20 protein-coding genes and 1 pseudogene are annotated in these 25,769 nt (G+C 62.0%); 10 read left to right on the top strand and 11 right to left on the bottom strand.

The window, feature by feature from the left end:
• Positions 1–54 precede the first annotated feature (54 nt).
• From FYJ85_RS16100 to FYJ85_RS24210, 3 genes are read right to left on the bottom strand one after another with little or no spacing between them, the layout of a single operon-like run.
• Positions 55–2,817, bottom strand: coding sequence for a hypothetical protein (locus tag FYJ85_RS16100; protein WP_154419501.1), 2,763 nt, complete (start codon positions 2,815–2,817; stop codon positions 55–57).
• On the bottom strand, positions 2,805–3,959 hold the full coding sequence (locus FYJ85_RS16105; protein WP_154419502.1) for a glycoside hydrolase family 99-like domain-containing protein: 1,155 nt from the start codon (positions 3,957–3,959) through the stop codon (positions 2,805–2,807). Before FYJ85_RS16105 ends, FYJ85_RS16100 begins: the two co-directional genes overlap by 13 nt.
• A 27-nt stretch (positions 3,960–3,986) precedes the next feature.
• The gene (locus tag FYJ85_RS24210; RefSeq protein ID WP_206213245.1) at positions 3,987–4,733 is read right to left on the bottom strand and encodes a prepilin-type N-terminal cleavage/methylation domain-containing protein; all 747 of its coding nucleotides are present in this window, start codon (positions 4,731–4,733) and stop codon (positions 3,987–3,989) included.
• 237 nt (positions 4,734–4,970) lie between these two features.
• Between FYJ85_RS24210 and FYJ85_RS16115 the strand changes: the two genes are divergently transcribed.
• Positions 4,971–6,179 carry an AraC family transcriptional regulator gene (locus tag FYJ85_RS16115; protein ID WP_154419504.1) on the top strand — a complete coding sequence of 403 codons (1,209 nt, stop codon included), beginning with the start codon at positions 4,971–4,973 and terminating at the stop codon, positions 6,177–6,179.
• A gap of 606 nt (positions 6,180–6,785) precedes the next feature.
• Here FYJ85_RS16115 and FYJ85_RS23790 read toward each other — a convergent pair.
• Both FYJ85_RS23790 and FYJ85_RS16125 read right to left on the bottom strand, forming a co-directional pair.
• Positions 6,786–7,151: pseudogene (locus tag FYJ85_RS23790) on the bottom strand (MFS transporter); the annotation flags it as partial.
• 109 nt (positions 7,152–7,260) lie between these two features.
• Positions 7,261–8,400: an NAD(P)/FAD-dependent oxidoreductase gene (locus FYJ85_RS16125; RefSeq protein ID WP_154419506.1), complete on the bottom strand. Its 1,140-nt coding sequence runs from the start codon at positions 8,398–8,400 to the stop codon at positions 7,261–7,263.
• 72 nt (positions 8,401–8,472) lie between these two features.
• Between FYJ85_RS16125 and mnmL the strand changes: the two genes are divergently transcribed.
• Positions 8,473–10,182, top strand: a complete 1,710-nt coding sequence (gene mnmL / locus FYJ85_RS16130; RefSeq protein WP_154419507.1) for a tRNA modification radical SAM protein MnmL/YtqA — start codon at positions 8,473–8,475, stop codon at positions 10,180–10,182.
• A 14-nt stretch (positions 10,183–10,196) separates the two neighbouring features.
• Here the strand turns inward: mnmL and FYJ85_RS16135 are convergent, their stop codons facing one another.
• The 3 genes from FYJ85_RS16135 to FYJ85_RS16145 are packed head-to-tail and all read right to left on the bottom strand — an operon-like array spanning position 10,197 to position 11,810.
• Positions 10,197–10,829 carry a hypothetical protein gene (locus FYJ85_RS16135; RefSeq protein WP_154419508.1) on the bottom strand — a complete coding sequence of 211 codons (633 nt, stop codon included), beginning with the start codon at positions 10,827–10,829 and terminating at the stop codon, positions 10,197–10,199.
• Positions 10,826–11,485: a hypothetical protein gene (locus FYJ85_RS16140; RefSeq protein ID WP_106054067.1), complete on the bottom strand. Its 660-nt coding sequence runs from the start codon at positions 11,483–11,485 to the stop codon at positions 10,826–10,828. Before FYJ85_RS16140 ends, FYJ85_RS16135 begins: the two co-directional genes overlap by 4 nt.
• A gap of 25 nt (positions 11,486–11,510) precedes the next feature.
• Positions 11,511–11,810, bottom strand: a complete 300-nt coding sequence (locus FYJ85_RS16145) for a hypothetical protein (protein ID WP_154419509.1) — start codon at positions 11,808–11,810, stop codon at positions 11,511–11,513.
• A gap of 73 nt (positions 11,811–11,883) precedes the next feature.
• Here FYJ85_RS16145 and FYJ85_RS16150 point away from each other — a divergent pair, with 73 nt between their 5' ends.
• The 3 genes from FYJ85_RS16150 to queA all read left to right on the top strand — a co-directional run bounded on the left by FYJ85_RS16150 (position 11,884) and on the right by queA (position 15,551).
• Positions 11,884–13,443, top strand: coding sequence for an alpha-isopropylmalate synthase regulatory domain-containing protein (locus tag FYJ85_RS16150; protein WP_106054065.1), 1,560 nt, complete (start codon positions 11,884–11,886; stop codon positions 13,441–13,443).
• Positions 13,444–13,621: 178 nt separating this feature from the next.
• Complete coding sequence (locus tag FYJ85_RS16155) at positions 13,622–14,473, top strand: rhomboid family intramembrane serine protease (protein WP_154419510.1); 852 nt, start codon at positions 13,622–13,624, stop codon at positions 14,471–14,473.
• 13 nt (positions 14,474–14,486) lie between these two features.
• Positions 14,487–15,551, top strand: coding sequence for a tRNA preQ1(34) S-adenosylmethionine ribosyltransferase-isomerase QueA (gene queA / locus FYJ85_RS16160; RefSeq protein ID WP_154419511.1), 1,065 nt, complete (start codon positions 14,487–14,489; stop codon positions 15,549–15,551).
• A 21-nt stretch (positions 15,552–15,572) separates the two neighbouring features.
• Here queA and FYJ85_RS16165 read toward each other — a convergent pair whose 3' ends face one another.
• Together FYJ85_RS16165 and FYJ85_RS16170 are read right to left on the bottom strand one after the other, a co-directional pair.
• Entirely contained in the window at positions 15,573–16,493 is a 921-nt protein-coding gene (locus FYJ85_RS16165; RefSeq protein WP_154419512.1) for a LacI family DNA-binding transcriptional regulator, read from the bottom strand.
• Positions 16,493–19,561 carry an alpha-mannosidase gene (locus tag FYJ85_RS16170; RefSeq protein ID WP_154419513.1) on the bottom strand — a complete coding sequence of 1,023 codons (3,069 nt, stop codon included), beginning with the start codon at positions 19,559–19,561 and terminating at the stop codon, positions 16,493–16,495. The genes FYJ85_RS16165 and FYJ85_RS16170 overlap by 1 nt, the downstream gene beginning before the upstream one ends.
• A gap of 344 nt (positions 19,562–19,905) precedes the next feature.
• On the opposite strand from FYJ85_RS16170, the gene rpsP reads away from it, so the two are divergent.
• The 5 genes from rpsP to FYJ85_RS16195 all read left to right on the top strand — a co-directional run bounded on the left by rpsP (position 19,906) and on the right by FYJ85_RS16195 (position 22,434).
• Complete coding sequence (gene rpsP / locus FYJ85_RS16175; protein ID WP_106054060.1) at positions 19,906–20,289, top strand: 30S ribosomal protein S16; 384 nt, start codon at positions 19,906–19,908, stop codon at positions 20,287–20,289.
• A gap of 81 nt (positions 20,290–20,370) precedes the next feature.
• Positions 20,371–20,712, top strand: coding sequence for a KH domain-containing protein (locus FYJ85_RS16180; protein WP_106054059.1), 342 nt, complete (start codon positions 20,371–20,373; stop codon positions 20,710–20,712).
• Between the two features lie 15 nt (positions 20,713–20,727).
• Positions 20,728–21,429, top strand: a complete 702-nt coding sequence (gene trmD, locus FYJ85_RS16185; protein ID WP_106054058.1) for a tRNA (guanosine(37)-N1)-methyltransferase TrmD — start codon at positions 20,728–20,730, stop codon at positions 21,427–21,429.
• Entirely contained in the window at positions 21,426–21,773 is a 348-nt protein-coding gene (gene rplS, locus FYJ85_RS16190; protein ID WP_106054057.1) for a 50S ribosomal protein L19, read from the top strand. The genes trmD and rplS overlap by 4 nt, the downstream gene beginning before the upstream one ends.
• Positions 21,774–21,777: 4 nt before the next feature.
• Positions 21,778–22,434, top strand: a complete 657-nt coding sequence (locus FYJ85_RS16195; RefSeq protein ID WP_206213246.1) for a ribonuclease HII — start codon at positions 21,778–21,780, stop codon at positions 22,432–22,434.
• Positions 22,435–22,723: 289 nt separating this feature from the next.
• Here the strand turns inward: FYJ85_RS16195 and secA are convergent, their stop codons facing one another.
• Positions 22,724–25,768 (bottom strand): preprotein translocase subunit SecA, encoded by a 3,045-nt coding sequence (gene secA, locus FYJ85_RS16200; RefSeq protein ID WP_106054055.1) that lies wholly within the window; start codon positions 25,766–25,768, stop codon positions 22,724–22,726.
• Position 25,769: the final 1 nt, after the last annotated feature.

The raw sequence follows: 25,769 nt of genomic DNA on the forward strand, positions 1-25,769 counted from the left end.
CGGAAACCGGAAAGCCGGAGGCGGCAGCCATCCCCCTCCGGTTTTCCGCAACGGTCACTGCCGGAACGGTTCAACGGTGAAATTCCGGATTTCGAAGGTACGGCCCGGCTGCCGCCAGGCGAAGCAGGTGACGGAGAGCCCCCGGCACTCCTTCGGCACATAGAGCGGCAGGTCGAAAGCCTCCCACCCGGCGCCGAGCGGAGTGGGGGGCAGCAGGTCGAGCCGCTTTACGGCCGATCCGCTCGCCAGCACCTGAAGCCGCGCGTCGCCGCGCGCTTCGAACCGGACCCGGTACACGGCTCCGGGAACCACGCCGAACCAGCCGGAACTCACTCCGGCGCAGAGCGGGGAGCTGCCGACCTTCACGGACGGAATGCCGTTCTCATTGCGGAATTCAAGCTCGTACTCCTTGTTCCAGCCCTTGTTCTTCAACTGCTGCTGGGACGCGAGCGGTCCCGGCGGAAGCGCAGGCGTGAGGTTGCCGTACCGGCACGGGTCCTTGACTCCGCCGATGCCGGAGCCCCATTCGATCCACGCGGCGCGGCCTTTGCCGTCATTGTTGTTCACCAGCAGCGAAAAGCGCACGCGCGGCTGCTGTTCGAGGCTGAACGGATAAAGCTCCGACGCATCAACCGCGATGCGGTAGACGGTCCGGCCGTCCTTCCGTTCAATCCGGCAGCGGCCGTTCCGGACGCGCTCGCCGGCGGGCGTGTAACGCGCCGGCAGATCGCCGGCCAGGTTCGGCGCATAGACTTTCCATAAAACCGGTTTGCCGTCTTCGCCGAGCGCGGCGGCAAATTCGATGCGGTCGACGTCGAAGCCTTCGCCTTTCGTGTCGAGCGCGAACTGCAGGCTGTCGAACTCCCATACCTTCCCATTGTCCGCCTTCATGACATGCACGGGGTCTTCGACCTCGACGAGCAGTTCGAGCCCGGCCGACGTGAATCCGGCCGCAAAACGCCCTTTCGTTTCACCCGGAGCGAGAGCGGGATTGTTCACGACGCGCTCCGCAACCGGCTGCCAGGCGATCTTCTGCGGAAAAACCGGGTTCATGTCCGCGTCAAAGAGCGCACCGCGCCGGTAGACGCCGTTCAGCTTATTCTGCAAAGTGAGCTTCGCATTCTGGGCGTACAGCACCTCGCCGGTATTGCGCCATGCCGCCACGGCGGCCGGATCGGGGTCGCGGACGAAATAATAGACCTCCGGCTCGAGCGTGAGGGGGGCCCCGCGTTCAAGCTCCGCCCCCTCCGCCGTCAGAATCCGGGAATCCGGACCGACTGCGCTGCGAAGTTCCGGGGCGGCGGGCGCGGCTTTGCCGCCGGTGTTCCAGACCATCAGCATCGGGCCGGAATCGCTTTCGAGCATCAGCGCCCGCTGCGTATTGTTGTCAAAAAGGTACCCGCTGCCGACTTTCAGCTTCCCCTTTACCTGCGCGGTGAACACCTGCCACGCCAGTGCCGGATAACGCGGCTGGATATACGGCACCTGCCGGAAGAGGCCGGAGACGTGCGTGTCATACGAGCGGTTTTCCCGATGGAACTGCAACGTCTCCTTCTCGGTCCGATAGAGGTTCAGGATGCAGAAAAAATCGACCTCGGTCACTCCGGCACGGATCTGATTCAGGAAATCGAGCACCATATTGCGGGCCAGCAGCTGTTCGCTCGGAAAGTCCTGCGCATACGGCTTCAGCAGCATCGCATGCCACTCGGAGCTCACAACCGGCTTCGGTTCGAGTCCGTACTTCTTCTCGAGTTCATGGAACGGTTCCGGGCGGACCCAGCTGCCGTGCAGCGGCAGCACGTCGTAATACCTGCCGCCGCCGAGCTTCAGGAACTCGTCGTAAAACGGCAGGTAGCGCATGCCGATGCCGCCGAGCCAGACCGTCGCCTCCGGCTTTTCAGCCTTGACCGTCTCGTAACCGGCCTTCAGCAGATCGACGAAATTCCGCGTCGAATCGACCCAGAAGCAGGTGAAACCGATCAGGTGCGGCTCGTTCCAGAGCTCGTAACGCCCGATCTTCGGATAGCGGCGCATGACCTGCCGGATGAAATTCCGCCAGTCATCGAGATTTTTCGGCGTCACGGCGGCGTATTCCGGAACGAAAATATTGATCCAGTCCGCCTCCGGACGCGAGCTCGCCCAGCGCGGCGTGCCGTAGATGTTGAAGGTGATGCGTTCGTCCGGGAAGCCGTTCTCCCGGGCGAGCCGCAGGAAATCGTCAACGCCGCTCCAGTTGATCTTCCCCGGCTCCTTCTCCATACTGTCCCAGCGGAGAGCGTGGATGCGGATCGAGTGGAAGCCGATCAGCCGGGCCAGCGGAATCGCGTTCTTATACATGCTGAAATGCGGCGACGCGCCGAAGTGCGGCGAAATATCGGCCGGGTCGGCCGTCTTTGCCGGAGCGACGGCGAAAGCGTGGCGGGACACCGCAAAGTCGCGTTTGCCGACAAACGTGTATTTGCGTTTATCGACCGGGTCCTGCCGCCGGATTCCGACCGGATAGTGCTCGGAGACGGTCTCGCCGTCCACCTTGAACTCCGCCTCGTAAAAACCGGGCCGGGGAGCGTTCCAGCGCCAGCCTTCCCGGTTGAAAACCGCGCCGGAGAACTCCTGCCGGGCGGCCTCTTTCCCGGCTGAGTCGAAAACCGCGACCGCGACCTTCGCACTCTCCGGCAGCGTTTTCTTTGCCCGGAAAAGGACCGGTTCGCCCGCGACGAACCAGTTCGCAAAATTCGCACCGCGGATTTCGATCCCGGCGGCGGAAAAAGCGGCCGCGAGCAGGCAGCCGAACAGAGCAGTTCGCATCACATCGGACATACGGCCACCTCTCCGGCTTCCACGGTTTCGGAACGCAGCCCGAACACCTCCCGGACCGCCTCCAGCCGGCCGTAGCCGTACTGTGTATCCGGCTCGAGATAGGCTCCCTCGGTCCACTCGTTCCAGCAGGCGATATGCACGATCCCGCCGGTGCCTTCGGCAGCCATGTAATCGGCGGTGCGCCGCAGGGCCGCCCTGAAGAGCTCCGGCGTGTTGCCGGTGATGACCGTGCCGAACGGATAATGCCGCTTGTCGTACATGTCGGACTGAACCGTGCGCGGAGAGCTGTCCCAGCCGGTCGGCACGACCGGATTGTACGGAACTTCGAGCCCGCGGGTGAAACTGCGGTCCTCATCGCGGTTCAGCTCGAACCAGTCGGCGTAGGAGAGATCCGGAAAGCGTTCGCCCCACTTGCCCCAGCCGTAGTTGCTGCAGCAGTCGAGCCCGATTTCGCGAATCAGGCGGTTTCCGGCATCGAAATCGCCCCGGGCGAGCTCGGAGGCCATGCCGTCGAGCGTGAGCTTGCCGAGTCCCGCTTTTTCGGCGCGGAACCGGAAATCGTCGAAGAGCTGCCGGGCGGCCGCCGGACCGCCGAGCTGTTCGACCAGCGCCTTCACCCGGAAAAACGAGAAATAGAGCCCTCCGTCGATCCGCAGATAATTCGGCCGGTTCAGGTAATGCCTGATGCAGTGATCCGTGCATTTGCGGAAGGTCTCGGCGTCGACGTCGCCGCTCCAGAGTTTCTCCGCAGGTTTCCGGTAGCTGCCCGGATGCGCGTAGATCGGGTCGTGGTTCGCCCACATCAGCGCGAACTTCAGGTCTGCGCAGTTCGGAGCGCCGAGAAATCCGTCGCGGATGCAGCGCTCGCGGTACGGGCCGTCGAAGAAGTAGTACCAGTCGAAGATGAACGCGTCGATGCCGTGTTCGGCGGCCATCCTGATCTTCGCGGCCATGACCTGCGGATCGGCCTCGTCGCCATAACCGAGCAGCGGAATTTTCGGCTGCTCATGTCCGGGGAAACGCGGCGTGGCGTGCTGCGTCACGCGCCACTCGGTCCAGTTTCCGCCGTGAATCGCTTCATTGCGCGGGTCCACGTGCCAGTTCGGAAAATAGTAGGCGCAGACAACGGGTCTCTTTTTCATGATCGGATGATTCCTTCGGGTTGCGTTTCAAAGGCCTTTCCAGAAGCCCTTTTCCTTGTCGTTCTCGTATCCGCTTAACGGCATGTCTCCGCCGGACGCGGCTTTTACGTTTCCGCCCAGATAGAGGACGTTCAGCGAACTGCCGCCATTGTGGCGGAGCTGCGCTTCGTCGGGGCTGATCGCCAGCGAAAAGGAGCCTCCGCGGGTGCGTTCGCGGGCATTCAGCAGCGCGCTCATATGGCCGCGCAGACAGTGCGGAACGCAGCCACCGAAATGCCCGATATCGGAAGCCAGCAGCGTGGCCGACGGATTGCGGAAAGCCGTGATCTTCTTCCGCCGGATCACCGAAACGTCGAAATTGCCGCCGGAACCCGGGGGCGTCTGGAGAAAACCGTTGACGCCGTACGAGCAGCCGCCGGAAGCATGGGCTTCGTAGGTGTCCGCGGGACAGTTGAAGATCGTTCCCCGATAGGGACGGGCGTCGCTGACCTCCTGCGCCGCGCGATTGTCCGCCAGAATGTAATGGTGAAGAATCCAGAGCCAGGTTCCCTGAAAGGTGGTGACGCCGTTGTTGCATTTCGGCAGCAGCAGATGGCCGTCAAAAGAGTCGGAGTAAACCATCAGGCAGGTGCCGAGCTGCTTCAGATTTCCAACGCACTGCGTGCTGCGGGCGCGGCTGCGCGCCTGGTTCAGCGCAGGCAGCAGCATGGCGGCGAGAATCGCGATGATCGCAATTACGATAAGAAGTTCTATCAGGGTAAATTTCCGTTTCATGACTTCCATGCCCCTCAAAAAGTTGTTCCGGACCTCGGGTCTTCCGGGCCCGTCGCCCAAAATCGATACCCCGTCTTCCGAACAAAACGCGCGTCCTGTCATCCAACGATAATTATATCACAGAAGCTCCCGGCCGGATTGGGTGCTTGAGCACAATTCTGCATAAAGCCGGAAATTCTGACGATTTACCATAAATGCGGACTGGAAAAGCGAAACACGCCGGCATATAATAATTCCATGACAAACATTTCGGGCAGATTCTACCGCGCGGCGGATTATTTCAAGGACGATTTGCCGATCGTCGTGCAGCACAACATCCATTCGCCCGCCGACTTCGACCCGCCGGAGTCGCTGAACCGGCGGCAGTTCTGGAAAATTCTGTACATCATCGACGGAACCGGCCTGCTGAAGATCAACCACCGGGAGTATCCGTTCGGTCCCGGCTTCGTCTGCCTGAACCATCCGGACGACCTGACCAACCTCGCGCTCGACAGGCCGGTTGAGCTCTGCAACATCCTGTTCCTGCAGAAAACGATCGAAAACGACCTCGCCCGGCTCTACAACGACAACAGCTTCTTTTCGATCTTCCGCCCTGATTTCCGGCCGGAGCAGTCGCTCAGCCACAATCTGCTGCACCTGATCGACTCGAACCGCCGGATTTATCTCGAGATCAGACGGCTTCACCACGAGTACACCCATACCGACGCGAATTCCGGCGAAATGCTGCGGCATATGCTCGTCGGGCTGCTCATCGAATTCTCGCGGCAGAGCGCGCGCGTGTTCAACCGCAAGCGGCGGCAGAATGCCGCCGGACACATCGACAGGTTCCTGCGCGAAAACTTCGCACAGCCGTTCGACCGCGAAAGAGCCGCCCGCGAAGTCGGCATGTCGAAGGGGTATCTTTTCAGCTATTACCGCGCCGCAACCGGCCGCACCATCGGCGAGACGCTGCTCGCCATCCGGCTCGAGGAGGCGAAAAAGCTGCTCGCCGGAACCGGAATGAAGATCAAAACAGTCTGCTACCGCTGCGGATTTTCGGACCTCAGCAACTTCTACAAGCTCTTCCGGCGCGCCGCCGGAACCACCCCCGGAGCCTTCCGGGAAAGCGCCCGGCGACAGCCGCCGGCAGCCCGGTCAGCGGTTTTTCCGGCCGAAATCAGCCGGAATCAGCCGGGAGACCGGATAGACCACAAGAAAACTCGGGATCGTGCAGACCATGACGTACCAGAAGAACGTGACGTACCCGAGATGCCTCTCGGCGTAGCCGGAGAGAATGCCGACCAGCATCATGCCGAGAATCGTGATCCCGGTCATGATCGCAAAGTGGCTGGTCTTGTACCTGCCCGAGTTTTCGGCGAGGGCGACCATGACGAGCAGAATCGCCGTATAGCCGAGTCCGTACCCGAACTGTTCGACCGCGATGCAGCCGCCGACGGCCCAGAGTGAAGCGGGACGCTCCACCGCGAGATAGACATAGACGATGTCGGGCAGGTTGATCGCGCAGACCAGCGGCCAGACGGTTTTGCCGAATCCCCAGTACGCAGCGGCGACGCCGCCGAGAATTCCGCCGGCAATCAGCGCGACCGGGCCGACGGTCCCGTAGAGAATCCCGATCGTGTCGAGCCCGAGGCCGAGCCCGCCGGCTTCGGGTTTGTCCTGCAGAAAGAGGACGGCGATTTTACCGAGCTGCGCCTCCGCCAGACGGAAGAAGAGCAGGAAGAGCAGAATCCACACGATTCCCCTCATGCGGAAGAAGCTGACGAACGGGGACAGAAAATCGGTCAGGAACCGGTCGCCTCCGCCGACCGGCCCGTCATCCGCCGGACGCGGCAGCACCAGACAGTGCCAGAGGAAGAGGGCGAGCATCGCCCCGGCAGCGAGCAGCAGGGAGTACGCCCAGCCGCTCCGGAGGCTGCCGCCGTGCTTTTCGATCAGCCCGGCCAGCATGACCAGCCCGCCCTGCACGGAGACGGAGGCGATGCGGTAAAACGTTCCGCGGATTCCGGCCAGCAGGGCCTGGGTGTGCTTGTCGAGCGCGATCAGATAGAAGCCGTCCACCGCGACATCGTGCGTGGCGGAGGCGAAGGCGAGCAGGAAAAAGAACCCGATGAGAACAGCCGACAGACTCTCCCGGACGATCAGCGCCGCCATGCCGGCAAACAGAAGCGCCATCAGAAGCTGGGTGGCGAGAATCCACTGCCGCTTGGTCCGGAACAGGTCGATGAACGGCGCCCAGAGCGGCTTGATCGACCACGGCAGCATCATGAGCCCGGTCCAGAGCGCGATGTCGTCATTCTCCATGCCGAGCGATTTGAACAGGATCGCCGAGACGAGCGACACGACCATATACGGCCCGCCTTCCGCAAAATAAGCGGTCGGAACCCAGAGCCAGGAGCGTTTTTCACTTTGCACGGTCATAATCTCCTACTGTACCGGAAAATCGCGCGAATGCAAATCCGGAACCGGGAAAAACGGCGGAAATTCCGGCCGGAGACCGTCTTTCCGCCGTTCTGCCCGGAGCAGGCCCTCAGGAGACGGCAATCTGATTCTGCAGCTTGAGCGCGTCGCGCAGGTCACCGACCAGAATACAGCCGGCCAGGCAGCCCGCTTCATTGTAGAAAAGCTTCCGGAACACGCCGGTTTCCGGATTATGCTCGACTTCGCAGCGGGCGCCGGAGAGCGTCCCCGCCGAAAAAATCTTGAGCCCGAACACCGAGAGCCGGGCCGGATAAATCTGCGGGACGAACGGCTGCGCTTCGCCGAGCATATTCCGCGCGGCGGCGGCGCCCATCATCCGGGCGGCTTCGTAAAGTCCGTAGGAGGCGCCGCCGGCCTCGGCGCAGTCGCCGGCGGCATACACGTCCGGCGCGCTGGTTTTCATCAGACAGTCCGTGACGATTCCGCGATTGCATTTGAGCCCGGCGGCGGCGGCTTCGGCGATATTGGCGCGGGCGCCGGCCGACACCATGACCAGATCGGCCGGAACCGTTTGCCCGGGCAGTTCGACGCCGCGGACCCTGCCGCCCTCTCCGAGAATGGAACTGACGCTGCTGCCGAACAGCAGCGTCAGTTTTTTCACCTTGCCCAGCATCGCCTGCACGACGGCCGCCGCCTCTTCGTCGAGGTTGCGCGGCAGCAGGACCGGGCAGCTTTCGACGACCGTAACTTCGCAGCCGCGTTCGAGCAGGCTCTGCGCAAGCTCAAGCCCGAGCAGCCCGCCGCCGATCACGACGACCCGCCCGACGCCCGCGTCGAGACGGGCGCGGAGGCGTTCGAGATCCGCATATTCCCGCAGCGACATGACGCCGTCGAGCTCCATGCCCGGCACGGGCGGCAGAAAGCAGTGCGCGCCGGTCGCCAGCAGCAGCTTGTCATAGCTCTCCGTTTCCCCCGTATCGAATTTCAGTTGCCTGACATCCGGATCGAAGGCGGTCAGCGTGCGCCCGAGTTCCAGCCGGATGCGGTTCTCGTCGTAAAACGCCTGCGGCTTGATGTAGAACTGGACCTCGGAAACCTCCTCGGACGCCATGCGGGAAAGCGCCGGGCGGCGGTAGGGCCGCACTCTCTCCCGGCTGTACAGGACGATCTCCGCTTCGGGAGAAAGTGTTCTGGCCGTTCCGGCCGCCTCGAATGCGGCGATGCCGCTGCCGATGATCGCGATTTTCATGAAAAACCTCCATAGCGCGTTTGCAAAATATCACCCTCTCTTTTAAATTACCGGAATTGGAACACAAGTCAAATGGATCAACTTCATTTTTTCAGCGATTATATTGCCCGGAAGTACGGCAAGAGGCTTTACCGGATCGGAATCGATCTTGCGCTGGGGTGTCCGAACCGGGTCAACCGGTTCGGACCCGGCTGCGTCTTCTGTTCGGAGGACGGCAACCGCGCCCGCCATCTCGCCCGCAAACTCGATCTGAAGGGGCAGGTCGCCGCCGGCATCGCCTACACGGCGCAGCGCTACGGGGCGGAAGCGCCGTATATCGCATATTTTCAGGCGTTCACCTCGACCCATGCACCGGCGGAGGAGCTGCGGAGACTCTACGGCGAAGTGCTGGAATCCGCCCCCTTCGCGGTCGTCATCATCGGCACACGTCCCGACGCCCTGCCGCCGGAGACGGTCCGGCTGCTGGCCGAACTGGCGGAACGGTATGAGGTCTGGGTCGAGCTCGGCGTTCAGTCCGCCCACGACGCAACCCTCGAACTGATCCGGCGCGGCCATGATTTCGCGGCGGTCGAACGGGCCGTCCGGGCGCTCGACGCGGCCGGAATCGCCGTCGGCTGCCATGTGATCGCCGGACTGCCGGGCGAAAACCGCGCCATGTTCGTCGAAACCGCCCGGAAAATCGCGGTTCTCCCGTTCCGGGCCGTGAAACTGCATCCGCTCCTGACCATCCGGGGAACCGCACTCGCCTCCGCCGATTTCCCGGTCAAACCGGCCGGACTCAACGAATACGAGTATGCGGACTGGGCGGCCGCCTTCCTGCGCGAACTGCCGGAGGACCGGCTGATCATGCGGCTGACCGCCGAGGCGGAGCCGGAACAGGTCATCACGCCGAAATGGTGGATGTCGAAGGGGCAGTTCCTCGCTTTTTTCCACGAAAAGTTCCTGCATCCGGAGCAGGACGGCGCATTCGAAAGCGTCATGACCGCCGACGGCTCCCCGACGCTCTACCATCCCGGTTTCCGGCAGCACTTTCACACGCTGGCCGGGGCCGCGACCGAAGCGGAACGGAAATTCGTGATCCCGTCCCGCCTGCGGGAGCGGCTGGCCGCCGGGAAACCGGTACGGGTGCTGGATGTCGGCTTCGGGCTCGGCGTCAACTGCGCCGCCGCTCTGCGCTGCGGCGGACCGCTCGAAATCATCACCCTGGAAAACGATCCGCGCGTCCTCGGCGCGGCCCTGCGGCTCTATCCGGGCGGGAGCCTCGAGCACCGGCTGATCGCCGCGCTGGATTCCGGAAACGTTTTCGCGGAGAACGGCTGCCGGGTCGAACTGATTCCCGGCGATGCGCGCGATGCGGCCGGGACGTTCGAACCGCAGAGCTTCGACGTGATTTTCCAGGACGGTTTTTCGCCGGACTGCAATCCGGAGCTCTGGAGCTACGATTTCGTGCGCGCCCTGGCCCGCGCCCTGAAACCGGGCGGCGTACTGGTCAGCTACTCGAGCGCATACCCGTACCGCGGCGCCCTGCTCCGCGCCGGGCTCGCGGTCGGGGAGTCGGAGCCGTTCGGGCGGAAGCGCGGCGGAACCGTCGCCGCCTTCGACCCGTCGCTGCCGCCGCTGCCGCTGCCGGAAAAGGAGCGCGGGATCATCCTCGCATCGACCGCCGGGACCCCGTTCCGCGATCCTTCGCTGCACGGCACGCGGGAGGAGCTGTTCCGCCGCCGCGAAGCCCTCGTCGCGCGGCTGCGCCGCCGCGGCGTGCCGAAGTGGTTCCGGAAATAGCCCGGCAGACGGAATCAGCGCCCGGAATCGGAGTTCGTAATCCGTTCGATCCGTTCTTTTTTACCGGCGACAAACTCCTCATCCGAAAGCAATCCTTCCACACGCAGCCGTTCCAGAATCTCAAAGGCCTCCGGCTGCCAGCCGCAGGTGATGCTTTCAAGCATGGTTTCGAACTGGGAATAACGCTTCAGAGCCTCCTCCAGCTCTGCCAGGAACGCCTTCTGTTCGGCGGAAACACGACGGGGAGCCGGAATATAAAAACAGTTGTTTTTTTCGTATTCCGACAAATACCAGAACGCTTCCCGCCGACACCGCCCGGATACGCTGCCGGGCGGAGACGAAAAGGAGAGCAGAAACAGGATAAGGCCCCCTGCGCCGAACAATCCGGTCCAGATGGAGAGCGAATCGCTCCAGCCGGCAACCGCGACGGCGGTCGGGATTAGAATGACTCCGGCCGCAAGCCCGGCCCAGCGCATGATCCGCCAGAATCGGTCGGCACGGCAGGAGTAAGAGAGGACGGGAAACTGCTTGCGCAGGGAAACCGTATATCGGGCCTCGCCGCTGCCGGACCGTTCTTCCACCAGCAGGGAAGCCCGGTCGAGCGTAAGATGCATTTTTCCGAAACGGCAGCTGTTTGCGTTCGTCATGCCAGTTCGAATCCTATATTCCGCTGCGGGACGCTGCCGCCGAACAGCTTCCGGTTCAAGGCATCGTATTCGTCATCCGTCAGAATTTCATCGGTTTTCAGCGAATCGAACGCCTTGCGAAGCTGTTCGACGTTGTCGGGACGGTTCAGGTCCGGCCGGTAATGACGAAACATTCCGGCCATGCGGCGGCGCAGCTCCCGGACGAACGGAACCGCTTTCGGGTCGGTTCCGTACGGAAGGATCAGCACGATCCGCCGGTCTTGGAGAAAACTGTCGAAATTCAGAACCGTCCCGCGCTTCCTCCGCCACAGGATATTCAGCACAAGTGCCAATCCGCCGAAAACGACACAGACCACCAGCACGAAAAAGACATTTCCGAGCCGATCCCCGCGGGATGTGAAATTCTCCATTCCCCACTGGACGGCCGCCAGGACCAGAAACAACAATGCCGCGATGCCGCAGCAGAGCGACCAGATCCGGTAACCGGCTGCCGAGGTTGATATGCAGGTGCAGTCGGGATTCAACTCAGGGAGCCACATCCAGCTCCGCCACTCATTTCCGCCCTCTCTGCCTTCCGTGCAGAACCATTTGCCATCCTCCGAGACGGAATAACGGATGGTCGGGCAAAAACGTTCTTTATAGGTGTATTCGAGCATATTCCTCCATTCCGGATTTGAGATTTTACAATAACACGGCACCACCGATTTTCAAGCTGAGGCGGCGATAAACCGGAAACGGAAGTTGATTTTTCCGGGAAGCGTGATATATTGTAAAAAACGACGGTTTTATCTTTTTGTGAATTTCAAACCGAATTGCGGGTTCAAAATGCGATTTGCCAGACCAGTTCCGAAAAACCGGATCATGCAGATTCCGATCGGCATTATCAGGGGTCATGTCGGCGCCCGCGCCGGGATGACCCGTGCGACCCGTCCCGGAGCTGCCGTGTAATCTGCGTGTATCAGCCGATGAAATTCTGACCATGCCGCTCCCCGACCGGACTTTGACGGCATGGTCTTTTTGTATCGCGAAACCGGAAAAAACAAGGTAATGACAGATGAAATCGAAGCATAAATCCGACAATTACGTGGAAGTGATGGATACCACGCTGCGCGACGGGGAACAGACTCCCGGCGTCGCCTTCACTCCTGCCGAGAAACTCGAACTGGCCAAAATGTTCATGAACCGCCTGAAGGTGGACCGCCTCGAAATCGGTTCGGCCCGCGTTTCGGAGGGCGAACGCGACGCAGTCGTCGGCATCCTGAAGTGGGCCGAGCACCGCGGCTGCCTCGAGGCGATGGAAATCCTCGGTTTCGTCGACGGCGGCAAGTCGGTCGACTGGATCAAGGCGAGCGGCGGAAAGGTCATCAACCTGCTCACCAAGGGCTCCGAAAACCATTGCCGCGTTCAGCTGCGGAAGTCGCCGGCCAAGCATTTCGAGGAAGTGGCGAACGAAATCCTCTATGCCGAAAAGCAGGGAATCAAGGTCAATCTCTATCTGGAGGACTGGTCCAACGGCATGCGCCACAGTTTCGCCTACGTTCATGAGTTCCTCAGCCGGCTCCGCGACCTGCCGGTCGAGCGGATCATGCTGCCTGACACGCTCGGCATCCTCGAACCGGCCGAGGTTACGACCTACCTCGAATGGATCTACCGCGCGTTTCCGGATCTGCGGCTCGATTTTCACGGCCACAACGACTACGGCATGGTCACCGCGAACAGCCTCGCGGCCGTGCGGGCGGGCGTCAACGGCATCCACACGACGATCAACGGCCTCGGAGAGCGGACCGGCAACCAGGCGCTTTCGCAGCTGGTGGTCGCCGTCAACGATATGACGAACCGGAAAATCCGCGTGGTCGAGCTGGAACTCCAGCACGCCTCCGAACTGGTCCAGAGCATCTCCGGCAAGCGGTGCGCCTGGAACTACCCGGTCGTCGGCTCCGACGTCTTCACCCAGACCTGCGGCGTCCATGCCGACGGCGACAAGAAGGGGAATCTCTATGCGAATCTGCTGCTGCCGGAACGGTTCGGCCGCCGCCGGAACTATGCGCTCGGCAAACTCTCCGGCAAGGCGTCGATCGACCAGAACCTCGAGGAGATGAACCTCGAGCTTGCGCCGGAGGTCCGTCAGAAGGTGCTGCAGGAGGTGATCCGGCTCGGCGACAAAAAGAAGAGCGTATCGCCCTCCGACCTGCCGTTCATCATCGCCGAGGTGCTGAGTTCGCCGCTCGAATCCCGGCTCAAGGTCGTCGACTACGAGATCAGCACGCGGGCCGGCAGCACGCCGAAGGCGCGGGTCGCGGTCGAAATGGACGGCGTCCGGGCCGAAGCGACTTCGCCCGGCGACGGCGGCTACGACGCCTTCATGCGGGCGCTGCGGAAGTGCATGAAGACTTTCAACCTCACGCTGCCGAAGCTGCTCGACTACGAGGTGCGCATCCCGCCCGGCGGCAAGACCGACGCCCTGGTCGAAACCACGATCACCTGGGCGCTGCCCGGAAAAACCGTCAGCACGACCGGAATCGACCCCGACCAGATCGTCGCCGCCGTCTTCGCGACGGAAAAGATGCTGAACCTGCTGCTGCCGGGCGCGCCGCAGGATAAAACGGAAGAATAACGGATTCCATTCCGCTTATGCGCAGCCGGTCGGGAAAGTTCCGGAATGAGAAGCCCGGTACTCTCCCCGCCGTTTCCGCCCGGTCTCTCCGATATTCGCCGGAAAATTATCGGCAACGGAAATTGGAATATCGGCCGGGGCGGATTATATTAATGGGCATAACGAAAGGAAATACTCTATGAGTTTGTTCGACAGAGGCTATATGCGCAATCCGTATGCCGGGGCCGAACGCCGCGACGACAGCGGGCGGAGCATGCTTTTCACGCTGATCCTGATCAATCTCGGCGTGTTCCTGAGCACGCTTTTCATGCCGGAATCGCTGCTCGACACGCTGATGCTGAGCTCGGGCGGCATCCGGCAGTTCAAGATTTTCCAGCTGGTGACCGCCGGATTTCTGCATGTCGATTTCTGGCACTTCTTCTTCAACATGTGGGGTCTTTACATCTTCGGCGGCCTGGTCGCCCCCAATCTCGGCGGAAAACGGTTCCTGTGGCTCTACCTGGCCGGCGCGGTGGCCGGCAATTTGCTGTTCCTGATTCTGAACTGGTATTCGCCGGTCCGGCTGCTCGGAGCTTCGGGCGCCGTCTTTGCGGTCATGGTCGGCGCGGCGATGTTCGAGCCGAACCGGCAGTTCATCGTCTTTCCGGCTCCGTTTCCGGTGCGCACCCGGACGCTGGTCGTCTGCTACACGGTCCTCGAAATCCTGCTGATGGTGAGCGGCACGCAGGACGGCATCGCCCATCTCGCCCACCTCGGCGGCGTGCTCGGCGGTTATTTCTATCTGAAAGCTCTCTACGGCAGTTCGCTGCCGTGGGATCCGTTCCGTCACCGGGCCCGGCCCGGGGAAGCGCCGCGCCGGTTCAGTGTGATGTCCGATCCGCCGCGCAATTTCAAAGGCGGCCCGGTCGGCTCGAAGGAGCTCGACGAACTGCTCGACAAGGTCTCCAAATACGGAATCAACAGCCTTTCGGAGCATGAGCTCGCCCGGCTGCGGCAGGCGCGCGAAGAGATGCGCGGCACCCGGAAATAGCGAAAGGCCCCTTATGCTCAGCACCTCGCTTTTCGATTACGATCTGCCGGAAGAGCTGATCGCCCAGCATCCGGCCGGGCGTCGCGACGGCTCGCGCATGCTCGTGCTCGACCGGGCCTCCGGAGCGTGTGAAATCCGGCCGTTCGGCGCGATCCGCGAATATCTCTCGGCCGGAGACGCCCTGATCTACAACGATACGCGCGTCCTTCGCGGCCGCATGTACGCCCGGAAAAACGGCGACCCTGCCGGCGCGAAGTTCGAACTGCTGCTCGTTCAGGCGCTTGATCCCGAACGGCGGAAGTGGAACGCGCTTCTGAAGCCGGGAAAACGGGCGCTCCCCGGCGTTTCCGCCGTACTTCTCGACGGCGGCGGCGCCCTCAATGCGGCGGGCGACCGCTTCACCGTGCTCGGCCGCAATGACGACGGCAGTTTCATCATTGAATTCAACACGGCGGATTCCGACCGGCTGCAGATGCAGTACGGCCATATTCCGCTGCCGCCCTATATCACGCGCGGCGACGAGACCGCCGACGCCGAACGGTACCAGACCGTCTATGCAGACAAGGCCGGGGCGGTGGCCGCGCCGACGGCCGGGCTCCATTTCACACCGGAAATTCTCTCGGAACTCGCCGCGGCGGGGGTGCGCGAAGGCGCGGTGACGCTGCACGTCGGCCCCGGAACCTTCAAGCCGGTGTCGGTCGAAAACGCCGAAGAGCACAAGATGCACAGCGAAGAGTATTTTCTGACGCCCGAAACCGCGGAACTGGTCAATTCGGCTCACGCGGCCGGGAAACGGGTGCTGGCTGTCGGCACAACGACGGTCCGGACGCTCGAAAGCTGCGCCGAACCGGACGGAACGGTCCGCGCCAGGCACGGCAATACGCAGATTTTCCTGTACCCGCCCTACCGGGTCCGGTCGGTCGATTTGCTGCTCACGAATTTCCATCTGCCGAAGAGCACGCTGCTCATGCTCGTCTCCTGCTTCTGCGACCGCGAAAAAGTGCTGGCCGCCTACGAGCTGGCGATCCGCGAAAGAATGCGCTTCTACAGCTACGGCGACTGCATGCTGCTGAAGTAGAGTCCGGCCGGCCGCGGCTTTTCAGAGTTCGAGAAATTCGCGGGGCGGGATTTCCGTGAAGGCGGGAGCCTCTGCCTCCGGATCGTGCAGGAGCCCGAAAAGAATCGATGCGGCCCGCTCCGCGATCGCCGGAAAATTCTGGCGGCAGACGATGACGTGACGAAAGCTGCGGAGCGCGGAGTTGTCGCAGCCGTCGAAAAACGCGCCGTACAGTTCCGCCCGTCCAGTCGGCGTAAAGCTGCCGGAGTTGCCGAGCACGGCCGCCGGAAGCTCATTGTCGATCCGCCCCGAATCCGGGTAGGGCAGGACCGGCAGATTCCGTTCCGCGAGACAGGCACGCGCGGCTTCGGCCCGGTTGCGCGAAACCGGGTTGCTGCCGGCATATTCGAGATAAAAACTCCGGGCTCCCCATTCGACACAGCGGTCGATCATCCGGCGAACCGGCTCCCGGTTGTCGCTGGTGACCACCGGACACTCGAGCTCGGCCCAGTAACGGTCCACCATGATGACCGGGACCGGCAGCGAATTCACCAGCCCGGTCAGTCCGGCACAGGCATCGGTGTCGCCGGGGGGAATGACCAGCACGCCGTCCGCGACTTTCTGGCAGAGCTTGTTCAGGTGCTGGCGCAGCCGCTCCGGGGAGTTGTTGTGCAGCACAAGCTGAAGGTCGTACTTTCCGCGCGTGACGAGATCGTTCAGCGCCATGGCGGTCTCCAGCTCGATCGCGGCCTGCGGGGAGCCGAAGCTGAACCAGATGTTCCCGGTCCGGCCCGCGGCGAGCTGGCGCGCCGGAAGATTCGGCGTATAGCCGTGCCGCCGCGCCAGCTCGCGAACAAGCTCCCGGGTCGATTTCCTGACCCGCGGATCGTTGCGCAGAGCCCGCGAAATCGTCGAAGCATTCAGCCCGGCGAGCTTCGCGAGATCATGTATGGTCACCGGCATCAGACGACCTTGAAGGTTTTGATTTCATACGGGCGGAATGTCAGTGCAACCGTTCCGGCCTCCGGCGTGAGAACGTCATCGTTCGTCCACTCCAGCAGATTGGTCCCGACCAGCCGCTTCCCGGCCGGAACGGTCAGGACCGCCTGCGAATTCCGCCCGGCCTGCTCGACAAGGCGGATGACGAGGCAATCCTCCTTCTCTGCCTTCTTGACGACGGTGAGCGCGACCGTCGCAGCCTCGAGCGAAAGCGGCGAGACGGTTTCGGCCGCAACGCCCGGAACCGCCAGAGCCGGCCGGTTCAGCTTGGCGGCCTCGGAACGGACGCCGGAGTTGTTCAGACTGCCGGTGTGCGGCAGGAAGCTGTAAATGAACTCGTGATGTCCCTGGTCCGCATCCCAGTCCGGAAACTTCGGCGCGCGCAGCAGGCAGAGGTCGAGCGTCGTGCCGAACACTTTGTAGCCGTATTTGCAGTCGTTCAGCAGCGCCGCGCCGTAAAACTCCTCCGACAGGTCCGCAAATTTCTGGCCGCAGACCTCGAAGCGGGCGGCGTCCCAGCTCGTATTGCGGTGGGTCGGCCGCCTGACCGTGCCGTACTGAATGTCGAAATTCGCCTCTTCGGTGAATACGGCGACCGGGAAGGCGACCCGCAGCATTTTGCGCTCCTCGTGCCATTCCGCTTCGGTCGCGAAGTCGAGCCGCTTGCTTCCTTCGGCGAGCGTGACGCGCTGAACCAGCCGTGAATTGCCGATTCCGAGGCGGAATTCGAGGCCGGAGCGGACCGGGCCGCGCCAGCCGCGCGCCGGTTCGATGCTCTTCGCCGTGCCGCACTTCTGCTGCTCGTAGAAAATTTCGATATCCCACGCCTCATGGTTGTTCGCGCGCTCGACGTAGAGCGAAAACTCGTTGCCGGCAGCTCCGGGCGGCAGGACCTCGCGGCCGGCCTCCTTGTCGAACGCCCGGGTGAGACGGCCGTCCGCGTCGAATTCGTAGCGGATCAGCCCGTTTTCGAGCACACGCCCCTCCAGCGGTTCGCAGGCCGGCGCTCTCCCGGCACCGCGCGCCAGAACTGTAAGCGCATCGGCGGGAACGGTGACCGCCGCAACGACGCGCCCGTCTTCGATCTGGGCCGGAAGCGCGCTGCCGGACGCATCCAGCACGGCGGAACCGTCCCACTCCGCCGGCAGCACGACCGGATCATCCTGCGGGACGGAGAGCGAATTGACCAGCGTGACGGCGCCGGAAGCGGCCCTGCCGAGCTTCCGGACCGCATCTCCTGCGAGCCGGGCGGCAGCTTCGAGCGCTTCGGCGTGCTCGCGTTCGGTCGTCTCATAAACCTTCCGGATCGAAGAACCCGGGATGATGTCATGGAACTGATTGATAAGAAGAGTTTTCCATATCCTGTCCAGCGCCTCGGCCGGATATTCGGAAAGGGGCAGGAGCGAATGGGCGAATTCGACGGTCGCCAGCAATTCCTCAAGCTTGCGGTTGTTGCGCTTCGTGCGGGCCTGGACGGTCAGTGTGCCGCGATGGAGTTCGAGATACAGCTCGCCGCTCCAGGTCGGCAGCTTGTCGCGGCAGGCGGCGATCCGCTCGAAAAAGCGGTCCGCGCGGCCGAATTTTACCTTCGGACAGCCTTCGAGGTTCGCCAGGCGCTTCGCGCGCTCGAGATACTCCTCCTTCGGGCCGCCGCCGCCGTCGCCGATGCCGTAAAGGCTCATGAATTCGTCGAGAATCGTATTCTCGTTGAACTTGGTTTCGGCCGGAACGAGCTCGCGCGGAACGACCGAGGCGTTGTAGGTGTCTTCGGGAGGGAAATGGGTCAGCACCTCGCTGCCGTCGATGCCGCGCCAGTTGAAGGTATGATACGGGAACTTGTTCGACCAGCTCCACGAAATCTTCTGGGTCAGGAAATAGTCGCACCCGGCCTGCCGGATGATCTGCGGCATCGCGGCGGAGTAGCCGAACACGTCCGGAATCCAGAGATTCTTCACGTCCTCGCCGAACTCGTCCATAAAGAAATTCTTGCCGTGGAGGAACTGCCGGACCATCGATTCGCCCGAAATGAGATTGCAGTCCGCTTCGACCCACATGCCGCCCTGCAGCTCCCAGCGGCCGGATTTGACCGCGGCTTTGATCTTTTCGTACAGTTCGGGGTAGTGTTCCTTGACAAATGCGTAGTGCTGCGGAGCCGAAGCGCCGAAGACGTAATCCGGATACTGCTCAAGCAGCAGCAGCTGGCTGGCAAAGGTGCGGGCGCATTTGCGGATCGATTCGCGGACCGGCCAGAGCCATCCCGTGTCGATGTGGGCATGGCCGGTCGCGCATGCGGTCATGGCCGAAGAGACGGCCGGGCGCGACAGGACTTTCTTCAGCGCCTCCCGCGCGATGCCGGCATTGGCCGGATTCTCCGCAAAGCGGTTCGCGGCGTCGTTCATGGCCATGACGATCTCGTCGGTGCGGCGGCCGCGCGGCGGCAGCACCGAAACGAGGTCGAGCAGCACTTCGAAATCGAGCCGCAGATGCCAGAGCTCGCGGTTGAAAAGTCCGATCCGCAGCTTGTTCGCCACGCCCTTATAGTCGCCGTAAGGGTACAGCGTATGGAGAGAGGGTTCGCCGTTCATCTCCATGCCGAAGAGCGAATTGGCCGCCGCTTCGACCCAGAATTCGAGCTTCTGTCCGGCCGCGACCTCATACGGCAGCTGGAAGATCTCCTTGCGGTAGTTCTCGCCGAACACCGAGCCGCCGGAGAAGCCGAAATACGGCACTCCGTCCCGGAAAAGCAGCGCTTCGCCGTTCAGGTTGACCGCAAGCGCGACCGGTTTTCCGGCCCAGGCGGCCGGAACCTCGGCAGTCAGGCGGAACCAGCCGCTGTCCCACGGACCGCCCCAGCGCTCCCCTTCGCGAATCGGCCGGTATTCTCCCTCGAGCCGTTTCGCGTACGGAACCGGGTCGGCGCAATGCCGGAACTCGGCCTCCATCGGCACGGTCTCGAAGAAAAGCTCGTCCGCAAGACGTTTGTAAAAATGGCGTGCACGGTCCAGATAAAGATCGAACTCTCGCTGAAGCATGGTGAAACTGTCCTCAAGATAAATAATAATGCAACCGGTTGTATTGCAGTTTAAAATATCCCGGATTCAACGAAATGCAAGCACTTTTCCTGATTTCGGCGTGAAAAAACGTTTTTTTGCGGAATCCGTCTTGCATAATCGTATTCAAGCTGTTATATTAAAGGTTTTTGTATCGCAGACGCATCAGGACTTATGGTCAATCCTCGGGCCTGTGAGTTCCGGAGGCGTGCCGCCGCGGTTGAAAATAACGTGGCTGTTTCCGCGGCGGCATGGTTTCCTGTGTCTGAAAGATACACGGCGATTGAATTGAAAAAGCGAGAAATCGTAAAAAAGAGGTTGAATTTATGGTCAGAGTCAGATTGAAGCGCACCGGTACCCGCAACGCATCCTGTTTCCGGGTTGTTGTGATGGATCAGCGTTCGAGCCGGGACGGAAAGGCGATCGAGGAACTGGGCTTCTACGATCCGCGCAAGAAAGAGGAAAAGATCAACGTCGAGCGCGCGAATTACTGGAAGGGCGTCGGCGCGGAGTTCAGCGACACCGTCGAAGCGATCCTGAACCGCGCGAAAGAGGGCCGCAATTTGAAGGACATCGTCAAGAAGCCGTCGATTTCGAAGAAGGCGAAGGCGAAACTCGAAGCCGAAGCGGCCGCGAAGGCCGAGGCGGAAGCTGCCGCGAAGGCGGCTGCCGAAGCTCCGGCGGAGGAAGCCGCTCCCGCGGAGGCCTGACAGTCGGGTACGGGAAGTCCCGGCACGAATCGGTGAACGGGAAGATACTTTCCGGACCGCAAATGAGAAGGAAACAGATCAATGCTTAAGGCATTATTGAACTTTCTGACCGGGAACGGGTCCGCCGCGAAAAGCGCGGAGACCGGGAACGGAAAGACCGGAAGCCAGGCTTCCGGCGGAAGTCTGCATGATTTGGAGGGGTTCGTCAGCTACGTGGTTTGCGCGCTGGTTGACAACCCCGGCGACGTGAGCATCCGCACCGAAGAGACGGAAGAGGGGTGCTCGATCCAGATCAGCTGCAGGAAAGAGGATATCGGTAAGATCGTGGGCAAGCGCGGCAAGACCATCATGGCGATTCGTTCGCTGGTCTCCGGCGCGGCCGGCCGTCAACGCAAGCGCGTTTCGGTCGAAGTCCTCGACTGACCGGTTCAGAGGATCATGCGAATCGATATCGTGACGCTGTTCCCGGAAATTTTTCCGGGGCCGCTCGGCGAGAGCATCATCGGGCGGGCCGCGGCCAGGAAGCTGGTCCGGATCAACGCAGTCGATTTGCGGAACTATACCGACGATGCGCGCGGCACGGTGGATGACAAGCCGTACGGCGGCGGGCCGGGCATGCTGATGAAGGTCGAACCGCTGGTCAAAGCGGTCGAGGACCTGAGAAAGCCCGGCAGTATGGTGATCCTGACGTCCCCGAGGGGAGAGCGGTTTTCTCAGAAAGCCGCCCGGGAGCTGGCGAAAAAAGAGCATCTGATCATGATCGCCGGCCACTACGAGGGCGTTGACGAACGGGCGATTGAGCTCGCCGTCGACCGTGAATATTCGCTGGGGGATTTTGTCCTGACCAGCGGGAATCTCGCGGCGATGGTGATGGCCGACGCGGTTGTCCGGCTGCTGCCGGGCGTGCTCGGCAGCGATGAATCGAGCGTCGACGAATCACATTCGTCGGGTCTGCTCGAATACCCGCAATACACGCGGCCTCCGGAATTCCGGGGGCGGATGGTGCCGGAGGTACTGCTTTCCGGCGATCACGGGCGGGTGGATGCCTGGCGGCAGGCTCAATCGGAACGGCTGACCCGGGAACGGAGGCCGGACTTATGGGAACATTATTTGAAAACAATGGAGGCAGGTTCAAAATGAACATACTCGACAAGATTCGTAACGAGCAAGTGAAGCCCGAGCGTCACGAGTTCAACATCGGCGACACGATCAAGATTTCGGTCAAGATCGTCGAAGGCGGCAACGAGCGTATCCAGCAGTTCCAGGGGACCGTGATCGCGCGTCGCGGCCAGGGAATCGAAGAGACTTTCACCGTCCGCCGGGTTCAGGCCGGCGAAGGCGTCGAACGCGTCTTCCCGATCAACAGCCCCCGCATCGCGAAGATCGAAGTGATCCGCCGCGGCGATGTCCGTCGCGCGAAGCTCTACTATCTGCGCGACAAGATCGGCAAGGCCGCCCGCGTCAAGGAACTCCGCACGAAGTAAGATCTTGGACGGGTTTCTGACCGAAACTGACGAACTCCTCCGCCTGGAACGAGAATGCCGGGCGGAGGGGTTTTGTTTTGTCGCCGGTGTCGATGAGGTCGGCCGCGGTCCTCTGGCCGGTCCGGTGGTGGCCGCCGCCGTTGTATTTCCTCGCGGCGCGGCGCTGCCTCCGGTCAACGACTCCAAGCAGCTGACCGAGCTTGAGCGCGAGACGTTGCGCGATGCGATTTACGCGGTTCCCGGGATTCAGATCGGAATCGGAGAGATCGATGTCGAAACGATCGACCGGATGAATATTCTGAACGCGACCCATCTGGCGATGCAGCGCGCGGTGGAGCAGCTGAAACAGGCGGATTTCATTCTGGTGGACGGGCGCCCGGTCAAAGGCCTTCCCCTGCCGTCCCGCGCCATCGTGAAGGGAGACGCAAAATCGGCCAGCATCGCGGCGGCCAGCATTGTCGCAAAGGTGTATCGCGACCGCCTGATGGTGAAGCTCGACGCGGAGTATCCGGGCTACGGCTTCGCCTCGCACAAGGGATACGGCACCGCCATGCACCTGGAGGCGCTGAAGCGGCTCGGAGTCACGCCGGTCCACCGCAGAAGCTTCCGGCCGGTCCGGGAAATCATCGATCCGCCCCCCGAGCAGCCGACGCTGTTCTGAAAGAAGCCAATCAATTAACGCCTGTACCCGGAGTGAGCGGCGCGGCGAATGCCGCGGATCGCTCAAGGAATACCGCATTGCAATCTCGGCAAATAAGGATTGACCGAAACCGCTGATATTGTCGAAAGACAACCCGGCAGGATCATGGATTTCGGGAGACACGCGCCTGCCGAAAGCACAGCCGCCATACACATAACAGACCGTGTACGCGCAGCCGTTTTGCCTTGCATATCAAGGCGGCTGAAGCGCTTCGCCTCAGCCGCCTTGATTTACGTGCGCGGAAGTGCTGTTACTCTTTCCCGCAGCACTTCTTGTATTTTTTACCGCTGCCGCAGGGACAGTCGTCGTTACGGCCGATCTTCGGCGCTGTACGGTGAACCGGAGACTGCGGCGCACTCTCCTCCGCCACCGGTTCGCCCTGCTCCGGCGGGAGCATGCCGGGCAGCGGCGGAAGATTCATCATTCCCTGCCCAAGCTCCGGAGATGAAACCGTGATCGAACCGCCGTCGAACTGGCCGAAGGTCTGGTGAATCAGCTCCTGCGGGAGCGTTGCGAGAATCTCCTCCAGCGTGGCCAGCCGCGTCATCGTCACCCGGAACAGGTTATTGGCGACATCGTGGTAAATCTGGTCCATCAGCGTTTTGAAGATCTTGTACGCCTCCTGCTTGTACTCGACAAGCGGGTCCTTCTGCGCATAAACACGCAGCGACATGCTCGAACGAAGCCCGTCCATGGCGTAGAGATGCTCCTGCCAGAGGCGGTCGATCGCTTCGAGAACCGTGTGACGCTCGAGATACTGCACCTGCTCCTCCGGCAGATCGGCGTTGCGCTCCTTGTACGCCTCCTCGATCCGGTCGACGATCTGCAGCGTCAGGTCGTCGGCGGAGGTCAGCCGCCCGTCTTCCGAAATTCCGGCGGTCAACTCCTCGTCCTTGAACGAAAGCGGGAAGGTCGCATTCAGATAGGCCAGAAGCGCCGACTTGCTGAAGCCGCCGCCCTTTTCACCGGCTTCCGGCTTGGAAGCGATCAGCTGGATCTGCGACTCGATCACCTGCTCGATCACGCCGAACAGCACATCGTGCGGATTCTCCGAAAGCAGCGCCTCCTTGCGGAGCCCGTAGATGATTTCACGCTGCTTGTTCATGACATCGTCGAAATCGAGCGTGCGTTTGCGGATCGCAAAGTGCTGCTGTTCCACCCGGCGCTGCGCGGTTTCGATCGACTTGGTCAGCCACGGATGCTGGAGTTCGTCTCCCTCCTCCAGGCCGAACCGGTCGAAAATTTTGACGATCCGGTCGGAACCGAACAGCCGCATGAGGTTGTCTTCAAGCGAAACGTAGAACTTCGACGAACCCGGGTCGCCCTGGCGCGAGCAGCGCCCGCGCAGCTGGCGGTCGATGCGCCGCGAATCGTGCCGGGAACTGCCGATCACATGCAGCCCGCCGAGCTCGGCCACGCCGGGACCGAGTTTGATGTCGGTGCCGCGGCCGGCCATGTTCGTGGCGACCGTCACGGCGCCGACCTGGCCGGCGCGCGCGACGATCTCGGCCTCGCGCTGGTGATTCTTCGCATTCAGCACGTTGTGCGGAATATTGCGCATTTTCAGCATGCGGGAGAGAATTTCGGAGTCCTCCACCGAAATCGTGCCGAGCAGCACCGGCTGCCCCTTTTCATGACGTTCGATGACGTCTTTCAGAATCGCATTGTACTTCTCGCGCTTGGTCTTGAAGATCGAATCGTTGTCGTCCTTGCGGATGCAGGGGCGGTTGGTCGGAACCACGATCACGTCGAGCTTGTAGATCTGATGGAATTCGTTCGCTTCGGTCTCGGCCGTACCGGTCATGCCGGCCAGCTTCTTGTACATGCGGAAGTAGTTCTGGATCGTAATCGTCGCCATGGTCTGGGTCTCCTGCTCGATCTGGACCCGTTCCTTGGCTTCGAGCGCCTGGTGCAGGCCGTCCGAAAAACGGCGGCCCGGCATGATGCGCCCGGTGTGTTCGTCGACGATCAGAACCTTGCCATCCTGCACGACGTAATTGACGTCCTTCTCGAACAGGCAGTAGGCCTTCAGCAGCTGCGACAGGTCGTGCAGCCGCTCGCTCTTGGCGGCGAACTCGGACTGGAACGCTTCGCGCTTCGCGGTTTTCTCCGTCTCCGAGAGGGATTCATCCTGATCGATCGCCGCAAGCTCGCTCAGCAGATCCGGCACGATGAACGCATTCGGGTCGTTCGGCGAAATCGCCGCGCGCCCGCGATCGGTCAGGTCCGCCTCATGCGTCTTTTCATCCATTGCAAAGTAGAGTTCCGCCTGAACCTCCTGCAGCATGCCGCGGTTCGAGTCGCTGCGCACGCGGGTCTCGAGCTTCTCAAGCGCCTTCAGGATCGCGCCGTCCTCAAGCACATGCAGCAGCTGCTTGTGCGTCGGCATGCCGAATTTGACCTGAAGCAGTTTCAGAAGCGCGACTTCGCGGTCATCCTCGGAAATATCCTCCCTGGAGAGCGTGGCGCGCGCCTCGCGGACCAGACGGGAGCAGAGCATATTCTGCTTGTTGTGGAGATCGGCGACCAGCGGCTGCAGTTCGCCGAACTGGTGGGTCGACATCGGCACCGGACCCGAAATGATCAGCGGCGTACGCGCTTCGTCGATCAGGATGCTGTCGATCTCGTCGACGATGGCGTAGTAATAATCGCGCTGGACCAGCTGGGAGGCATCATTGGCCATACCCATGTCGCGCAGGTAGTCGAAACCGAATTCGCTGTTCGTGCCGTACGTGATGTCGCAGGCGTACTGGGCGCGGCGCTCGTGCGGCGGCTGCTGGTTCTGCAGGCAACCGCAGGTCAGGCCGAGAAAGTTGTAGATGTTGCCCATCCAGTTCGAGTCGCGCAGCGCAAGGTAGTCGTTGACCGTGACGAGCTGGCAGTTCTTGCCGGTGAGGGCGTTCAGATAGAGCGGCATGGTCGCGACGAGGGTTTTGCCTTCGCCGGTGGCCATCTCCGCGATGTTGCCGCGATGCAGCGCAATGCCGCCGAGAATCTGGACGTCGAACGGAACCATGTCCCAGACCATCGGCTGCCCGCAGACCTCGATCTCCCGGCCGACCAGGCGGCGGCAGGCGTTCTTGACGGCGGCGAACGCTTCGCACATGATGTCATCGAGCGTTTCGCCCTTGGCGAGACGCGCCTTGAATTCATCGGTCTTGGCGCGCAGCTCGTCATCGGTGAGCTTCTGGTACTCCTCTTCGATGGCGTTGATTTTCCGGACGAGCGGCGCCATCTTCTTGAGGTCGCGTTTCGATTTCGTGCCGAATACGGCTTTGAGAATGGAAGTCAGCATC

Origin of the sequence: Victivallis lenta (genome assembly GCF_009695545.1) — a bacterium.
Taxonomy (GTDB): Bacteria; Verrucomicrobiota; Lentisphaeria; order Victivallales; family Victivallaceae; genus Victivallis; species Victivallis lenta.

Bases quoted from the DNA above. Each gene is read 5' to 3' on its own strand.
- rpsP (WP_106054060.1), top strand. From the start codon at position 19,906: ATGGTCAGAGTCAGATTGAAGCGCACCGGTACCCGCAACGCATCCTGT.
- FYJ85_RS16135 (WP_154419508.1), bottom strand. From the start codon at position 10,829: ATGACGAACGCAAACAGCTGCCGTTTCGGAAAAATGCATCTTACGCTC.
- FYJ85_RS16145 (WP_154419509.1), bottom strand. From the start codon at position 11,810: ATGGTCAGAATTTCATCGGCTGATACACGCAGATTACACGGCAGCTCC.
- FYJ85_RS16155 (WP_154419510.1), top strand. From the start codon at position 13,622: ATGAGTTTGTTCGACAGAGGCTATATGCGCAATCCGTATGCCGGGGCC.
- FYJ85_RS16180 (WP_106054059.1), top strand. From the start codon at position 20,371: ATGCTTAAGGCATTATTGAACTTTCTGACCGGGAACGGGTCCGCCGCG.
- rplS (WP_106054057.1), top strand. From the start codon at position 21,426: ATGAACATACTCGACAAGATTCGTAACGAGCAAGTGAAGCCCGAGCGT.
- FYJ85_RS16140 (WP_106054067.1), bottom strand. From the start codon at position 11,485: ATGCTCGAATACACCTATAAAGAACGTTTTTGCCCGACCATCCGTTAT.
- secA (WP_106054055.1), bottom strand. From the start codon at position 25,768: ATGCTGACTTCCATTCTCAAAGCCGTATTCGGCACGAAATCGAAACGC.
- FYJ85_RS24210 (WP_206213245.1), bottom strand. From the start codon at position 4,733: ATGAAACGGAAATTTACCCTGATAGAACTTCTTATCGTAATTGCGATC.
- FYJ85_RS16150 (WP_106054065.1), top strand. From the start codon at position 11,884: ATGAAATCGAAGCATAAATCCGACAATTACGTGGAAGTGATGGATACC.
- FYJ85_RS16170 (WP_154419513.1), bottom strand. From the start codon at position 19,561: ATGCTTCAGCGAGAGTTCGATCTTTATCTGGACCGTGCACGCCATTTT.
- FYJ85_RS16125 (WP_154419506.1), bottom strand. From the start codon at position 8,400: ATGAAAATCGCGATCATCGGCAGCGGCATCGCCGCATTCGAGGCGGCC.
- queA (WP_154419511.1), top strand. From the start codon at position 14,487: ATGCTCAGCACCTCGCTTTTCGATTACGATCTGCCGGAAGAGCTGATC.
- trmD (WP_106054058.1), top strand. From the start codon at position 20,728: ATGCGAATCGATATCGTGACGCTGTTCCCGGAAATTTTTCCGGGGCCG.
- FYJ85_RS16165 (WP_154419512.1), bottom strand. From the start codon at position 16,493: ATGCCGGTGACCATACATGATCTCGCGAAGCTCGCCGGGCTGAATGCT.
- FYJ85_RS16100 (WP_154419501.1), bottom strand. From the start codon at position 2,817: ATGTCCGATGTGATGCGAACTGCTCTGTTCGGCTGCCTGCTCGCGGCC.
- FYJ85_RS16115 (WP_154419504.1), top strand. From the start codon at position 4,971: ATGACAAACATTTCGGGCAGATTCTACCGCGCGGCGGATTATTTCAAG.
- FYJ85_RS16105 (WP_154419502.1), bottom strand. From the start codon at position 3,959: ATGAAAAAGAGACCCGTTGTCTGCGCCTACTATTTTCCGAACTGGCAC.
- mnmL (WP_154419507.1), top strand. From the start codon at position 8,473: ATGGATCAACTTCATTTTTTCAGCGATTATATTGCCCGGAAGTACGGC.